We start from the raw sequence: 13,876 nt of genomic DNA, 5'->3' as shown, positions 1-13,876 counted from the left end.
ATGGCTACTCAGAGCTTGCCCCCGCGAAGGCGGGGGACGAACGGGTCAGGGTAAAGTTATCCCAGCCTAAAGTCGCCCGATCAGCCCTAATCCCGCCCCTTCAGCTCATCCCCCCGCACCGCCGCGACATGCAGCACATTGGTCGATCCCGGCGTGCCGAACGGAACCCCGGCCAGCACGACGATCTTGCCGCCCTTTTCGGCCATGCCGTGGCGCAGGGCCATGCGGCGGGCCTTGCCGATCATTTCCTCGAAATTGCCGATATCCTTGGTACGGATCGCGTGGACGCCCCAGGTCAGCCCCAGCTTGCGGGCCGTGTCGGTGCGTGGGGTCAGCGCCAATATCGGCGCGGACGGCCGTTCGCGCGCCACGCGCCGCACCGTGCTGCCCGATGAGGTGAAGCAGGTGATCGCACTTGCGCCTACGACATTGACGATATTGCCCGTCGCCTCGGCCAGCGCGTCGGCGGTGGTGGGGTCGGGCAGCGTCTCGGTAAAATGCAGCCGGGCGAGATAGCCCGGATCACGCTCCACGCTATGCGCGATCGCGTCCATCATCGCCACCGCCTCCACCGGCCAGTCGCCCGCCGCGGTTTCCGCCGACAACATCACCGCGTCCGCCCCGTCATAGACCGCCGTCGCCACGTCCGACACTTCGGCGCGGGTGGGGGAGGGGGATTTGATCATCGATTCGAGCATCTGGGTCGCCACCACCACCGGGCGACCCATGCGGCGCGCGGTAGCGACGATCTGCTTTTGCAGCGGCGGCACGTCATAGGGCGGCAGTTCGACGCCCAGATCGCCGCGCGCGACCATCACGCCATCGGCCATCTCGATAATCTCTTCCAGCCGCTGCACGGCCGATGGTTTCTCGATCTTGGCCATCAGCGATCCATAGCCACCCATCAGCTTGCGCGCCTCGGCCAGATCCTCCGGCCGCTGCACGAAGCTCAAGGCAATCCAGTCGCACCCCTGCTGCATCGCAAAGCTCAGGTCACGCCGGTCCTTGTCGGTCAGCGCCGGGACCGGCACCACCACGTCGGGGACGTTGACGCCCTTGCGGTTGGACAAAGTGCCGCCAACCTCGACGATCGTGTCGATCCGGTCCTCGCTGATCGCCTTCACGCGCAGCACCATCTTGCCATCGTCCAGCAGCAGCCGGGTTTCAGGCACCAGTGCGGCGTAGATTTCCGGGTGGGGCAGGTTCACCCGGCGCGAATCGCCCGGCGTCTCGTCGCGATCGAGGATGAAGGGCGCGCCCGTTTCCAGCAGCGCCAGCCCCTTTTCGAACGTGCCGACGCGCAGCTTTGGCCCCTGCAAATCGCCCAGGATCGTGGTGGGCCGCTGAAATTCCTTCTCCAGCGCGCGGATGGTGGCGATGCGCGCGGCATGATCCTCATGCGCGCCATGGCTCATATTGATGCGGAAGGCGTCGGCCCCGGCGACGAACAGCGCCCGGATCATTTCGGGCGTATCGCTCGCAGGACCAAGCGTCGCAAGTATGCGGACCTTGCGCGAGCGGGGCGGTAGTCGTGACATATAGTCTCCTGGCCGTCATGATCGCTGCGAGCTTGGTCTAGGACCTTGCTAGCGCGTCGTTATGGGTTATCCGTGCTGCACGACAGGATGATGTAGATCAGCGAAAGGGTCCGCCGATGAGCGACACCATACTCACAGATGCCGCCGCCGCAACCGCCTTCCGCCGTCTGGTGATGCATTTGCAGCATCGCACGGACGTCGAAAATATCGACCTGATGGGGCTGGCGGGCTTTTGTCGCAATTGCCTGGCCGACTGGGTGGCGGAGGCGGACGGAGGCTTGACGAAGGATGAGGCACGCGAACTTATCCACGGGATGCCCTTTGCCGAATGGAAATCCCGTTATCAGGGCGAAGCGACGCCGGAGCAGATCGCGCGGATGAAAGAGAGTGTGGCGAAGAACGCCGACAATCACTAGGACGCCCTCCAACCGATTCACATCTACCGGAGATACGCCCCCATGACCGAACCCAATGTCGCCGCCGACCAGCTCCGCCTGCTGATCGAGCGTATCGAGCGCCTGGAAGAAGAGAAAAAGGGCATCGGCGACGACATCAAGGACGTCTATCTGGAAGCCAAGGCGACCGGCTATGACCCCAAGATCATGCGCCAGATCGTCCGCCTGCGGAAGATGCAGCCCCACGACCGGCAGGAAATGGAAGCGATTCTCCAGACCTACCTGTCCGCCCTGGGCATGGAATAGCGGGCATCTTACCCGTTCCTCCTGAGTAGCTGCTGAGCGAAGTCGAAGCAGCGTATCGAAGGACCGCGGCACGCACTACGCTTCGATACAGGCCTTCGACAGGCTAAATCCTTACTCAGCACGAACGGGAGAGTGAAATGTCCGAGATCATCGTCAGCACCACCAGCCGTCTGGAAGGACGGCCTGCCAAGGAATATCTGGGCATCGTCACTGGTGAGGTGATCGTGGGTGCCAACCTGTTCCGCGATCTGTTCGCCAGCGTGCGTGACATCGTCGGCGGCCGGTCGGGCGCTTATGAGGATGTGCTGCAACGCGCGCGCGAACAGGCGATCGGCGAAATGCGGATGCGCGCCGCGACGCTGGGCGCCAACGCGGTCGTGGGCGTTGATCTCGACTATGAAGTGTTGGGCGCGAACGGCTCGATGCTGATGGTGTCGGCATCGGGGACCGCCATTCTCGTCTAACATTGCGCGAATGGGCAGCCCTCGCTAGAGAGCGCGCTTCGGATCACAGACAAGTCAGGGAGAAGGCCGTGGCCGGCCATTCCAAATTCAAGAATATCATGCATCGCAAGGGCGCGCAGGACAAGAAGCGCTCCTCGATGTTCTCCAAGCTGAGCCGCGAAATCACCGTCGCGGCCAAGATGGGGATGCCCGACCCGGACATGAATCCGCGCCTGCGGCTGGCGATCAACGCCGCCAAGGCGCAATCCATGCCCAAGGACAATATCCAGCGCGCCGTCGACAAGGCGAACGCTGCGGGCGGCGAGAATTATGAGGAAGTGCGCTATGAGGGCTATGGCCCCGCAGGCATTGCCATCATCGTCGAGGCGCTGACCGACAACCGCAATCGCACCGCGACCAACATACGCACCGCTTTTTCCAAAAATGGTGGCAATCTGGGTGCTTCGGGCGCGGTGAGCCATGGCTTCGACCGTGTCGGGCTGATCACCTATCCCGCCAGCGCAGGCGACGCCGACGCGATCTTCGAGGCGGCCCTTGAAGCGGGTGCAGAGGACGTGTCGTCCAACGAGGACGAACATGAAATCTGGACCGCGATGGACGCGCTCCACGAAGTCGCCAAGGCGCTGGAAGCCAAGATCGGCGCGGCCGACAGCGCCAAGCTGGCCTGGAAACCGCAAACCCTGGTCGATGTCGACGAAGCCAATGCCGCGACGCTGATGAAGCTGGTCGACACGCTGGAAGATGACGACGACGTCCAGACCGTGTGGGGCAATTATGAAGTGTCCGACGCGGTGATGGAGAAACTGGGTTGATCCCATGCTAAGCCCCTCCCCTGAAGGGGAGGGGCTAGATATGCCCTCATGATCCTCCTCGGCCTCGACCCTGGCCTCGGCACCACCGGCTGGGGGCTGATCGCCGCCGATGGCAACCGGCTCACGCATCTGGGCAATGGCCAGATCAAGACCGACAGCGCGATGCCGCTGGCGACGCGGCTGCTGGCGCTCGATCTGGCGCTGACCGACCTGATCCTCGAACATCGGCCCGATGGCGCGGCGGTCGAGGAGGTGTTCGTCAACGTCAATCCGCAATCGACCCTGAAACTGGGGCAGGCGCGCGGCGTGATCCTGCTCAACGCCGCGCGGTCTGGCATGGAAGTCGGCGAATATGCCGCGCGGCTGGTCAAGAAATCCGTCGTCGGCGTAGGCAATGCGTCCAAGGATCAGGTCCATGCCATGGTATCGCGCCTGCTGCCGGGCGTGAAGATCGCCGGGCCGGACGCGGCGGACGCGCTCGCCGTCGCCATCACCCACGCCCATCATCTCGCCAGCGCGCGGCGTATCCCGACGCGGTGACGTTCTACGCTATGTCATCCCAGCACCATGTGTTCCCGCCTGCGCGGGAACACGCGATCTTGGATATCCCGGTCATCTCGTCAGGATGAACGGAGGTTCTGCCTAACCTTCGAACAGATCTTCCAGAAACCCCACCATCGCCCCAAAACTGCGACGGTCCGCGTCCGCACTATAAGCCAACCCCTTTTCAGGCATGTTGACGCTTTCATCGGTGAAGGCATGACCAGTGTGGCCATAGGCGTGAATCTGCCAATCGCACCCTGCCGCCGTCAATTCCTGCGCCAGCGCCACGGTCGCATCGGGTGGCGCGATCGGATCATCCCAGCCGTGGCAGACCAGCAATTTCGCGCTGATGGCAGCGTTGGGAAAAGGCGGCGCGTCATAGACGCCGTGGAAGCTGACCCCGCCCGCCATGTCCGCGCCCGCCCGCGCGAGGTCCAGCACGCACTTGCCGCCAAAGCAGAATCCGATCGCGGCGGTGCGCGCCCCGTCCACCGCATCCAGCCCCTTGAGCAACGCATGGGCAGACAGCAGCCGGTCCCGCAGCAGGGCGCGGTCGGCATTCATCTCGGCCATGTAGCGCGCAGGGTCAGGATCGGCGCGGGTGGTGCGCTTGCCCTGGCCATAGACATCCACGACCAGCACCGCATAACCCAGCGCCGCGACCTTTTCGGCATAGGCGAAATCGGCCTCCTTGGTCCCCAGCACATTGGGAAAGAGCAGGATGCCGGGCAGCGGCACGCTGGCCGCGCTATCGGCCACGACCATATTCTCGAACAGGCCACCTGGCCCTTCATGGACGATGGTCTGGCGCGTGATAGTCATAGTATCGCTCCTAAATACTGCCAAAGCCCGGCGCTTCGCCGCGTGCCGCAGGGTTCAGGCGGTTGGGCCGTTTCCAGCCGATCCGCGGGCGCTTGCGCAGGCGCAGCGTCGGCCAGTCGCCCCGGTCGGCGCGTTCGGCCAGCCGCATCCCCTGCGCGCGATAGGCGGCCAGCACCGCGTCGGCCTGGGTATCGAGCAGGCCCGCCAGCAGGATCGTTCCGCCATCCTCGACCAGTGCGCAGAGCGAAGGCGCCAGTTCGATCAGCGGCCCGGCCAATATATTGGCGATCAGCAGATCATAGGGCGCGCGACCGATGATCGCGGCATGATTGACCCCGGCGGCGGTGACCAGCGCCAACTGCCCCGGCCCGGCACCTAGCGGCACGGCGTTGGTGGCAGCATTTTCAGCGCTGATCTCGACCGCGACCGGATCAATGTCCGATGCAATCGCATAGGCACGCGGCCACAGGTTCATCACGGCAAAGGCGAGCAACCCTGTGCCGGTGCCGATGTCGGCGATATTGTTGAACCGCATTCCCACCCGGCGCATCCGGTCGAGCATGGCCAGGCACCCTGCCGTGGTTTCATGCTGGCCGGTGCCAAAGGCGCGGCTGGCGGCGATCAATATATTGACCTGTCCCGGCTGCTCCGGGTCGCTGGCAAGATTGCGGACATGGAAGCGTCCGGCGGTGACCGCTTCAAGCCCCTGCTGGCTCAGCGTCACCCAATCTTCGTCCGGCAGCGCCTCGACCAACGGCTTGGCTCCGGCGGCGCTGGGCACCATCGACCGCAACAGCTTGATCGCAGCAGCGCTCGGCTTGCCCTCGAAATAAGCGTCGAGCTGCCAGGCATTTTCGTCGTCGGGTGCCGCCTCGCTGGTCATCAGCACCGGCGGCCGCTCCATCAGCGCAAAGGCGGCGATATCTCCGTCCAGCGCTTCGGCCTCGGCACGGGTGCAGGGCAGGGTGACTTTCCAGCTTTGTGCGGGATTTTGGGCAACGGTCATGCCGCCGCCTTTAGCCGACCATGGCGGGGAGGGGAAGCGCAGGAGGATTGGATTGGCGTGTTCCCGCGCAGGCGGGAACCCAGTTCTGACGGTTGGACTGGATTCCCGCCTGCGCGGGAACACACAGCTCCGCTATCAGGCGACCTGCCGCCCGAAATCGGACGACGCGTGCCGCAAGCTGGCAAGCTTGCCTTCGACGCTGACGAAACCGCGTTCCAACTGGTCGATTTCGGATGCGACGACTTCGGTGTCCTGCCGGATCGCCGAAATGGTGGTCGACATCGAATCGGCGGCCAGCGCGGTCTCATCGACGGCGGCGGTGATCATGGTGACGGTCTGCGCCTGCGCGTCCATCGCGTGGCGGATACGCTCGGCACTGGCCTGCACTTCGCCCACCGTGTCGCGGATACGTTCATTGGTTTCCACTGACTGGCGGGTCGATGCCTGAATGTCGGCAATCTTGCCGGCAATCTCGTCGGTCGCGCGGGCGGTCTGGTTGGCCAGGCTTTTGACTTCCTGCGCGACCACGGCAAAGCCGCGTCCGGCATCGCCTGCGCGTGCCGCCTCGATCGTGGCGTTGAGCGCCAGCAAATTGGTTTGCCCGGCAATGTCGCGGATCAGGCCAAGGATCGATTCGATCGACTTGGCATGGTCAGACAGGGTGGAGGACATGGTGACCGCCTCGCCCGATTGCTTGGCGGCGCGCAGGGCAACACCTGCCGCGCCTTCCACTTCGGTGCGCGCATCCTCGATCGCGCGGATCAGCCCGGCCGATGTGCGCGCGGCTTCCCGCATCGCCAGGGCGGATTGTTCGGCAGCCGCTGCGACTTCCGACGCCTTGCCCAGCATCCCGCGCGTGGCGGCCGAAGCATCCTTGGCCTGTTCGCGCAGCGATTCGCCAAGGCGCGTCGCGCCGTCGATTTCGCCGACGATTCGCTGTTCGAACAGGGTGCCATAGCGCTGCCGTTCCGCGCGCTGCGCTTCGGCCTGGTCGCTCGACAGGACGTTGCTCATAAAGCCTGCGTCCATCATCGAGATATGCAACATGGTGTGGAGCAGCCGACGGCGGCGCGGTTCGTCATCGCCGCACCGGTCCCAGACCAGATCCATGATCTTTTCGTTCGCAGCGGCAACGGCAGTCAGCACGGACCGCACCGAAACCCCGTGCTTGCGGGCGTGGCGGACGCAATCGGCGGCTGATCGCGCCCAGCGCGCATCCTGAAAATGCATCAATTTCTGATCGACATATTCGCCCGCTTCCGCCTCGATCCGCGCGACGATGGCGGCACTCAGCTGCGATTGCAGACCGGTTTCACGCATATAGGTCGTGAAAAAGGTCGATGCTACGGTCGCCAGATCAGATTGGATCAGCGTGCCGATCTCACGCGCTTCGCGCGCCAGCTTGCCGTCGGGATCGATTTCCGAGAGATAATCCGACGTGGCGCTCACTGTTGGGACGGATGACGGCATGAATGGACAGCCTCTGTTGATGGCCCTGCTGACAGGATGATCGGTTAACGAGGCGACCTTAGCGCGCTTTGGTTAATCACTTCTTATGATCGCACGACACGGTCGTTGGGGCAGCCATGCTTTGCGCGGCTTGCCCTCATCCGCGTTCGCTCTTAAGGGGATCGCACTTAAGGGACTTATAGGGACAAGGGTAGACATGGCGCGATCCAACAGCCGGCCGCTCTCGCCGCATTTGACGATCTGGAAATGGGGCCCGGCGATGGCCATCTCCATTTTGCACCGCGTGACCGGCAACGGCCTTGCGACCGTAGGCGCGCTGGGTCTGGTCTGGTGGCTGATGGCCGCCGCGACTGGGCCGGAAGCTTATGCGACCTTCATCACATGCGCGACCTCGCCCCTTGGCTATCTGGTGATGATCGGCATCACCTGGGCCTTTTTCCAGCATCTCTTTTCGGGTCTGCGCCACTTCGTGCTGGATATGGGCGCGGGCTATGAACTGCGCACCAACAAGAGCTGGTCGATCGCCGCGATGGTCGCGTCGGTGCTGGTGACCGGCCTTATCTGGCTCTATATTTTCGGAAAGGCCTTCTGATGGGCAACGGTACTGGTATCGGCCGCGTCCGTGGCCTTGGATCGGCGCGGCATGGCGCGCATCATTGGCTGGCGCAACGTTACACCGCCGTCGGCAACCTGTTGCTGGTGCTGTGGCTGATCTTCAGCCTGCTCAGCCTGCCGGGTCTCGACTATGACAGCGTCGTGCTGTGGATCGCCAATCCGCTGGTTGCGGTGCCGATGATGCTGATGATCGTCAGCATTTTCTGGCACCTGCGCCTGGGGATGCAGGTGATGCTGGAAGATTATGTCCACGACAAGGGGCTGGCCTTCTTCTCGATGCTGCTGCTCAACTTCTATGCCTTTGGCGGCGCGGCCGCGGGCGTCTTTGCGATCGCCAAGATCGCCTTCACGGGGGTCGTCGAATAATGACGCAAGCCTATAAGATCATCGACCATGTGTATGACACCGTGGTTGTCGGCGCTGGCGGTTCGGGCCTGCGCGCGACCATGGGCAGCGCCGAAGCGGGCCTCAAGACCGCCTGCATCACCAAGCTGTTCCCCACCCGGTCGCACACCGTGGCGGCGCAGGGCGGCATTGCCGCGAGCCTTGGCAATAATTCGCCCGATCACTGGACCTGGCATATGTACGACACCGTCAAGGGGTCCGACTGGCTGGGCGATCAGGACGCGATCGAATATATGGTGCGCGAAGCGCCTGCCGCCGTCATCGAGCTGGAACATGCCGGTGTGCCGTTCAGCCGTAACGAGGACGGGACGATCTATCAGCGGCCCTTCGGCGGCCATATGCAGAATATGGGCGCTGGCCCGCCGGTGCAGCGCACCTGCGCCGCCGCCGACCGTACCGGCCACGCCATGCTCCACGCGCTCTATCAGCAGTCGCTGAAATATGACGCGGACTTCTACATCGAATATTTCGCCATCGACCTGATTATGGAAAATGGCGAGTGCCGCGGCGTGATCGCGCTGTGCATGGAAGATGGCTCGATCCACCGCTTCCGCAGCCATGCGGTCGTGCTGGCGACCGGCGGCTATGGTCGCGCCTATTTCTCCGCAACCTCGGCGCATAGCTGCACCGGCGACGGCGGCGGCATGGTGCTGCGCGCAGGCCTGCCCTTGCAGGATCTGGAATTCGTACAATTCCATCCGACCGGCATCTACGGCGCGGGCGTACTGATTACCGAAGGCGCGCGTGGGGAGGGCGGTTACCTCACCAACTCCGAAGGCGAGCGTTTCATGGAACGCTATGCCCCCTCGGCCAAGGATCTCGCGTCACGCGACGTCGTGTCCCGCTCGATGGCGATGGAAATGCGCGAAGGGCGCGGCGTGGGCGAGCATAAGGATCATATCTTCCTGCACCTCGACCATATCGATCCCAAGGTGCTGGCCGAACGCCTGCCCGGCATCACCGAAAGCGGCAAGATCTTCGCGGGCGTCGATCTGACCCGCCAGCCGCTGCCCGTCACGCCGACCGTCCATTATAATATGGGCGGCATCCCGTGCAATTATCATGGCCAGGTCGTGACCAAGAAGGGCGATGACCCCGAAGTGATCGTGCCCGGCCTGTTCGCGGTCGGCGAAGCGGCCTGCGTGTCGGTCCATGGCGCCAATCGCCTCGGCTCCAACTCGCTGATCGACCTTGTCGTGTTCGGTCGCGCGACCGGCTTGTTCCTCAAGGACAATCTGAAGCCCAACGCGCCGCACAAGCCGCTGCCGTCCGACGCCGCCGATCTGGCGCTCGGCCGCCTCGACCATTATCGCAATGCCAAGGGCGCAACGCCGACGGCGGACATCCGCCTCGACATGCAGCGCACGATGCAGAAGCACGCCGCCGTGTTCCGCGACAGCGCGCTCCTGTCCGAAGGCGTCACCCGGATGCAGGCGGTCAACAAGCGGCTCCAGGACGTGAAGGTCAGCGATCGCTCGCTGATCTGGAACACCGACCTTGTCGAAACGCTCGAACTCGACAACCTCATGAGCCAGGCCATCTGCACGATGGAAGGCGCCGAAGCCCGCAAGGAATCGCGCGGCGCCCACGCGCATGAGGATTTCCCCAACCGCGACGACGAAAACTGGATGAAGCACACCATCAGCTGGTTCGAAGGCTGGGGCGGTTCGGGCGGCAAGGTGACGCTCGATTATCGCCCGGTCCACGACTATACGATGACCGACGAAGCAGAATATGTGAAACCCAAGGCGCGGGTTTACTGACCTGCTATCAGTTGTTGTGAAATCAGAAGGGGCGGGCCGGAAGGTCCGCCCCTTCTCATTCAGAGATGGCTGGCCGCATCCCGGCGTTCATGCAGGATGCGCATCACGATAATGCAGCCATCGGTTTTCCGAGTGAAATAGCAGATGTGGTTTCCTGCTCTGATCCGCCAGTAACCGGAGCGGACAATCTCTATCGACTGGGCGGTAGGGGATCGATCGGCTGCGAGCCTGAGTGCTGCATGGATCGCACCAGTATAGACATCGGCTTGGTCACTGCCCCAGCGATCAAATGTGTAGAACCAGATTTCGGCAAGATCGTGGCGAGCGGCTGGCGCGAACTCAATGCCCTTCATGCGGTTTTGCGGTGTCGCTGGTGCATGTCCGCCAGGAACAGATCGAAATCAAATGACTCGGCGGGGCCACTTTCCTCGCCCTCAATCAGCGCAGCGCGCAGGGCTTCCAGCTTCTGTTCTTCCGATTCCAGCAGCCGCAGACCTGCCCGCACGACCTCGCTGGTCGAACCGTAGCGGCCTTCGCTGACCTTGCGTTCGGCGAAGGCGCGGAAATGCTCGCCCAAGGCGACGGACGTGGTCTTGCTGCTCATGCAACTATCCTACCAAATATTGGTAACCGCTTCAACCAAAGGGCAGCAACGCCTCATATGCCTCCAGCCCCGGCTTCCCCTCGACCATCACGCCCCGCCGCATCAGGAACAGATGCCGCACAATCTCCGCCTGCTGCTCGATGCCATAGCGCGCGAACGGCTTGCCCGGCACGATAGCATAGCCATAGCGGCAAAAGGGGTGACGCATCAGCGGCAGCCACCACCGCCCCGATCGCTGCGCCTGCCACACATGGGTCATCTCATGGATGAAATGCCCCTGTATGTGCAGCGGGCTTTCGCAAAAATCCGCGCAGAACAGCCCACCGTCAGGATGAAACCACAAGTCGCCATCGGGTGCCATCGTCACGCCCCTGGGCTGGAACGGCCACCATTTGCGCTCATGCACCCGCACCCGGCCATAATCGATCGCCGCGCCGAACACGCCCCGCGCCAGCGCAACCTCATCGCGCGTCAGGTAACGGCTGCTCAATGGCCCTCATGCTCGCCAGCGGGCTTGGCCGCACCCGCGCCCGCTGGTTCCGGCTTGCGGATCACCGCGTCCACCAGCAACCGGTCGCCATTGGCCATCAGGAAGGTCAGATGCATCTTGCCCCGGCCGATCGCGGTATCGTTGACGCCCCACAGCATCAGATGCTTGCCGCCCGGCGCGAACGCAACCTCACCCTTGGCCGGAATATCGACGCTGTCGATTCGCGCCATCGTCATCATGCCGTCCTTGTCGATGCTTTCATGCATCTCGACCTTGAGCGCATAGTCGGTCAGCACCCCGCGAATCTGCCCGCCCGCGTCTCCGCCATGGGCGACGAAATAGCCCGCCGACGGCGTCTCCTTATTAGGGCTGAGCCGCACATAGGCCTGGTCGATATAGGTGGGTGCCGGGTCGCCGCACGCGGCCAGCGCCAGCGGAGCCAAAAGGGCGAAAAGGGCAAAGGGCGCGCGCATCAACTGGTTCCTGACTGTCTCGTTTCCGGTCGGTAAGCATAGCTAATCGCCCCAGCTTCTTGTGCCAAGCAAAAGCGCCCCTATATCGCCCATGCAAACCGGCCTTGCCTTGGCGCTTTCGTGAGGTATGGGGCCATCAACCGCTGAATAGAATTTGGGGTTCAAAGAGGACACAATGGCAAAAGTTATCGGTATCGACCTTGGCACCACCAACAGCTGCGTCGCCGTCATGGACGGTGGCAAACCCAAGGTAATCGAAAATGCGGAAGGCGCGCGCACGACGCCTTCGATCGTCGCCTTCGCCAAGGATGGCGAGCGCCTGATCGGTCAGCCGGCCAAGCGCCAGGCGGTGACCAACCCGGACAGCACGATTTTCGCGGTCAAGCGCCTGATCGGCCGCCGCTTTGACGATCCCATGACCAAGAAGGACATGGAACTCGTCCCCTACGACATCAGCAAGGGTCCGAACGGCGACGCCTGGGTCAAGGCCGGTGGCCAGGATTACAGCCCCTCGCAGATCAGCGCCTTCATCCTGCAAAAGATGAAGGAAACCGCCGAATCCTATCTGGGCGAAACCGTCACCCAGGCGGTCATCACCGTTCCCGCTTACTTCAACGACGCCCAGCGTCAGGCGACCAAGGACGCCGGCCAGATCGCCGGCCTTGAAGTGCTGCGCATCATCAACGAGCCGACTGCAGCGGCGCTGGCCTATGGTCTCGACAAGCAGGACGGCAAGACGATTGCGGTCTATGACCTTGGCGGCGGCACGTTCGACATCTCCATTCTGGAAATCGGCGATGGCGTGTTCGAAGTGAAGTCGACCAATGGCGACACCTTCCTTGGCGGCGAAGATTTCGACGCCAAGCTGGTCGAATTCCTGGCCGCCGACTTCCAGAAGTCCGAAGGCATCGACCTTACCAAGGACAAGCTGGCGCTCCAGCGTCTCAAGGAAGCCGCTGAAAAGGCGAAGATCGAGCTGTCCTCGGCCCAGACGACCGAAGTCAATCTGCCCTTCATCACCGCCGACCAGAACGGTCCCAAGCATCTGGTGAAGTCGATCACCCGCGCCGATCTGGAGCGTCTGGTCGCCGACCTCATCAAGCGCACGATGGAACCCTGCAAGAAGGCGATGGCCGACGCAGGCGTGTCCGCCAGTGAGATCAGCGAAGTCGTCCTTGTCGGCGGCATGACGCGGATGCCCAAGGTGCGCGAAGCCGTGAAGGAATTCTTCGGCAAGGAACCGCACACCGGCGTGAACCCCGACGAAGTCGTCGCCATGGGCGCGGCGATCCAGGCCGGCGTGTTGCAGGGCGACGTTAAGGACGTGCTCCTGCTCGACGTGACGCCGCTGAGCCTCGGCATCGAAACGCTGGGTGGCGTGTTCACCCGCATGATCGACCGCAACACCACCATCCCTGCCAAAAAGTCGCAGGTCTATTCGACCGCCGACGATAACCAGCAGGCGGTGACCATCCGCGTGTTCCAGGGCGAACGTGAAATGGCGGCCGACAACAAGATCCTCGGCCAGTTCGACCTGGTCGGCATCCCGCCAGCCCCGCGCGGCGTGCCGCAGATCGAGGTGACGTTCGACATTGACGCTAACGGTCTGGTCAACGTGTCGGCCAAGGACAAAGGCACCGGCAAGGAACAGCAGATCCGCATCCAGGCATCGGGCGGCTTGTCCGACGCCGACATCGACCAGATGGTCAAGGACGCCGAACGCTTTGCCGAAGAGGATAAGAAGCGTCGCGAAGCCGCCGAGGCCAAGAATAACGCCGAAAGCCTGGTCCACACGACCGAGCAGCAGCTGTCCGAGCATGGCGACAAGGTCGATGCGAGCCTGAAGGGCGAGATCGAAACCGCCATTGCCGACACCAAGGCTGCGATCGAAAGCGGCGACGCTGAAGCGATGAAGACCAAGGCGCAGGAACTTGCCACGGTCGCGATGAAGCTGGGCCAGGCCATTTACGAGAAGGAGCAGGCTGCGGCCGCTGCTCCGGGTGCCGACGCGCCCAAGGCCGACGACGATGTCGTCGACGCCGAATTCTCCGAAGTGGACGACAACAAGGCGTAAGCCGATGCCTGACCTCCGTCATTCCAGCGCAAGCTGGAATCTCTCTTCTTCTGCCCATGTGTTGAAGGATAAGAGAGACCCCAGCGTGCGCTGGGG

At 63.2% G+C, this 13,876-nt stretch carries 17 protein-coding genes; 9 read left to right on the top strand and 8 right to left on the bottom strand.

The features are described 5' to 3' along the window. Positions 1–86: 86 nt before the first annotated feature. Positions 87–1,538, bottom strand: coding sequence for a pyruvate kinase (pyk, locus tag ACODR8_RS05965; RefSeq protein WP_489006377.1), 1,452 nt, complete (start codon positions 1,536–1,538; stop codon positions 87–89). Positions 1,539–1,654: 116 nt separating this feature from the next. Here pyk and ACODR8_RS05960 point away from each other — a divergent pair, with 116 nt between their 5' ends. The 5 genes from ACODR8_RS05960 (at position 1,655) to ruvC (ending at position 4,055) form a co-directional block, all read left to right on the top strand. Continuing rightward, positions 1,655–1,954: a DUF1244 domain-containing protein gene (locus ACODR8_RS05960; protein ID WP_489006376.1), complete on the top strand. Its 300-nt coding sequence runs from the start codon at positions 1,655–1,657 to the stop codon at positions 1,952–1,954. 42 nt (positions 1,955–1,996) lie between these two features. Next, positions 1,997–2,239, top strand: coding sequence for a DUF2312 domain-containing protein (locus ACODR8_RS05955; protein ID WP_006956223.1), 243 nt, complete (start codon positions 1,997–1,999; stop codon positions 2,237–2,239). A gap of 137 nt (positions 2,240–2,376) precedes the next feature. After that, entirely contained in the window at positions 2,377–2,703 is a 327-nt protein-coding gene (locus ACODR8_RS05950; protein WP_171899206.1) for a heavy metal-binding domain-containing protein, read from the top strand. A 68-nt stretch (positions 2,704–2,771) separates the two neighbouring features. Next, positions 2,772–3,515: a YebC/PmpR family DNA-binding transcriptional regulator gene (locus ACODR8_RS05945; RefSeq protein ID WP_294132790.1), complete on the top strand. Its 744-nt coding sequence runs from the start codon at positions 2,772–2,774 to the stop codon at positions 3,513–3,515. A gap of 48 nt (positions 3,516–3,563) precedes the next feature. Continuing rightward, entirely contained in the window at positions 3,564–4,055 is a 492-nt protein-coding gene (gene ruvC, locus ACODR8_RS05940) for a crossover junction endodeoxyribonuclease RuvC (protein WP_006956228.1), read from the top strand. A gap of 102 nt (positions 4,056–4,157) precedes the next feature. Here the strand turns inward: ruvC and ACODR8_RS05935 are convergent, their stop codons facing one another. The 3 genes from ACODR8_RS05935 to ACODR8_RS05925 form a co-directional block, all read right to left on the bottom strand. Next, complete coding sequence (locus ACODR8_RS05935) at positions 4,158–4,880, bottom strand: dienelactone hydrolase family protein (RefSeq protein ID WP_489006375.1); 723 nt, start codon at positions 4,878–4,880, stop codon at positions 4,158–4,160. A gap of 10 nt (positions 4,881–4,890) precedes the next feature. Then, positions 4,891–5,886: a 50S ribosomal protein L11 methyltransferase gene (locus tag ACODR8_RS05930; RefSeq protein ID WP_489006374.1), complete on the bottom strand. Its 996-nt coding sequence runs from the start codon at positions 5,884–5,886 to the stop codon at positions 4,891–4,893. A gap of 135 nt (positions 5,887–6,021) precedes the next feature. Further along, the gene (locus ACODR8_RS05925; protein WP_489006373.1) at positions 6,022–7,356 is read right to left on the bottom strand and encodes a methyl-accepting chemotaxis protein; all 1,335 of its coding nucleotides are present in this window, start codon (positions 7,354–7,356) and stop codon (positions 6,022–6,024) included. Between the two features lie 196 nt (positions 7,357–7,552). Here ACODR8_RS05925 and sdhC point away from each other — a divergent pair, with 196 nt between their 5' ends. Genes sdhC through sdhA form a run of 3 tightly spaced genes read left to right on the top strand, consistent with a single transcriptional unit; the run spans position 7,553 to position 10,139 of the window. Continuing rightward, positions 7,553–7,948 (top strand): succinate dehydrogenase, cytochrome b556 subunit, encoded by a 396-nt coding sequence (gene sdhC / locus ACODR8_RS05920; protein ID WP_489006372.1) that lies wholly within the window; start codon positions 7,553–7,555, stop codon positions 7,946–7,948. Continuing rightward, positions 7,948–8,337 carry a succinate dehydrogenase, hydrophobic membrane anchor protein gene (gene sdhD, locus ACODR8_RS05915; RefSeq protein ID WP_006956239.1) on the top strand — a complete coding sequence of 130 codons (390 nt, stop codon included), beginning with the start codon at positions 7,948–7,950 and terminating at the stop codon, positions 8,335–8,337. Before sdhC ends, sdhD begins: the two co-directional genes overlap by 1 nt. After that, the gene (gene sdhA / locus ACODR8_RS05910; protein WP_217671638.1) at positions 8,337–10,139 is read left to right on the top strand and encodes a succinate dehydrogenase flavoprotein subunit; all 1,803 of its coding nucleotides are present in this window, start codon (positions 8,337–8,339) and stop codon (positions 10,137–10,139) included. The genes sdhD and sdhA overlap by 1 nt, the downstream gene beginning before the upstream one ends. A 59-nt stretch (positions 10,140–10,198) precedes the next feature. Here sdhA and ACODR8_RS05905 read toward each other — a convergent pair whose 3' ends face one another. The 4 genes from ACODR8_RS05905 to ACODR8_RS05890 are packed head-to-tail and all read right to left on the bottom strand — an operon-like array spanning position 10,199 to position 11,706. Further along, positions 10,199–10,492: a type II toxin-antitoxin system RelE/ParE family toxin gene (locus tag ACODR8_RS05905; protein ID WP_489006371.1), complete on the bottom strand. Its 294-nt coding sequence runs from the start codon at positions 10,490–10,492 to the stop codon at positions 10,199–10,201. Continuing rightward, positions 10,489–10,743, bottom strand: a complete 255-nt coding sequence (locus ACODR8_RS05900; protein WP_489006370.1) for a type II toxin-antitoxin system ParD family antitoxin — start codon at positions 10,741–10,743, stop codon at positions 10,489–10,491. Before ACODR8_RS05900 ends, ACODR8_RS05905 begins: the two co-directional genes overlap by 4 nt. A gap of 31 nt (positions 10,744–10,774) precedes the next feature. Further along, on the bottom strand, positions 10,775–11,233 hold the full coding sequence (locus tag ACODR8_RS05895) for a vgr related protein (RefSeq protein ID WP_489006369.1): 459 nt from the start codon (positions 11,231–11,233) through the stop codon (positions 10,775–10,777). Beyond that, positions 11,230–11,706: a copper chaperone PCu(A)C gene (locus tag ACODR8_RS05890; protein WP_489006368.1), complete on the bottom strand. Its 477-nt coding sequence runs from the start codon at positions 11,704–11,706 to the stop codon at positions 11,230–11,232. Before ACODR8_RS05890 ends, ACODR8_RS05895 begins: the two co-directional genes overlap by 4 nt. Positions 11,707–11,881: 175 nt before the next feature. Between ACODR8_RS05890 and dnaK the strand changes: the two genes are divergently transcribed. Continuing rightward, entirely contained in the window at positions 11,882–13,780 is a 1,899-nt protein-coding gene (gene dnaK, locus ACODR8_RS05885) for a molecular chaperone DnaK (protein ID WP_294132746.1), read from the top strand. The last annotated feature ends 96 nt before the right edge of the window (positions 13,781–13,876 follow it).

The sequence above is a fragment of the Sphingobium sp. FG58 genome, from assembly GCF_057809055.1.
Note: the sequence above shows the minus strand (reverse complement) of the source record. Positions and strands in the feature narration are given on the sequence as shown.

Excerpts from the sequence above, each read along its gene's own strand:
- pyk (WP_489006377.1), bottom strand. The coding sequence starts at position 1,538 with ATGTCACGACTACCGCCCCGCTCGCGCAAGGTCCGCATACTTGCGACG.
- dnaK (WP_294132746.1), top strand. The coding sequence starts at position 11,882 with ATGGCAAAAGTTATCGGTATCGACCTTGGCACCACCAACAGCTGCGTC.
- ACODR8_RS05905 (WP_489006371.1), bottom strand. The coding sequence starts at position 10,492 with ATGAAGGGCATTGAGTTCGCGCCAGCCGCTCGCCACGATCTTGCCGAA.
- ACODR8_RS05955 (WP_006956223.1), top strand. The coding sequence starts at position 1,997 with ATGACCGAACCCAATGTCGCCGCCGACCAGCTCCGCCTGCTGATCGAG.
- sdhA (WP_217671638.1), top strand. The coding sequence starts at position 8,337 with ATGACGCAAGCCTATAAGATCATCGACCATGTGTATGACACCGTGGTT.
- ACODR8_RS05890 (WP_489006368.1), bottom strand. The coding sequence starts at position 11,706 with ATGCGCGCGCCCTTTGCCCTTTTCGCCCTTTTGGCTCCGCTGGCGCTG.
- ACODR8_RS05950 (WP_171899206.1), top strand. The coding sequence starts at position 2,377 with ATGTCCGAGATCATCGTCAGCACCACCAGCCGTCTGGAAGGACGGCCT.
- ACODR8_RS05900 (WP_489006370.1), bottom strand. The coding sequence starts at position 10,743 with ATGAGCAGCAAGACCACGTCCGTCGCCTTGGGCGAGCATTTCCGCGCC.
- sdhC (WP_489006372.1), top strand. The coding sequence starts at position 7,553 with ATGGCGCGATCCAACAGCCGGCCGCTCTCGCCGCATTTGACGATCTGG.
- ACODR8_RS05960 (WP_489006376.1), top strand. The coding sequence starts at position 1,655 with ATGAGCGACACCATACTCACAGATGCCGCCGCCGCAACCGCCTTCCGC.
- sdhD (WP_006956239.1), top strand. The coding sequence starts at position 7,948 with ATGGGCAACGGTACTGGTATCGGCCGCGTCCGTGGCCTTGGATCGGCG.
- ACODR8_RS05930 (WP_489006374.1), bottom strand. The coding sequence starts at position 5,886 with ATGACCGTTGCCCAAAATCCCGCACAAAGCTGGAAAGTCACCCTGCCC.
- ACODR8_RS05935 (WP_489006375.1), bottom strand. The coding sequence starts at position 4,880 with ATGACTATCACGCGCCAGACCATCGTCCATGAAGGGCCAGGTGGCCTG.
- ruvC (WP_006956228.1), top strand. The coding sequence starts at position 3,564 with ATGATCCTCCTCGGCCTCGACCCTGGCCTCGGCACCACCGGCTGGGGG.
- ACODR8_RS05925 (WP_489006373.1), bottom strand. The coding sequence starts at position 7,356 with ATGCCGTCATCCGTCCCAACAGTGAGCGCCACGTCGGATTATCTCTCG.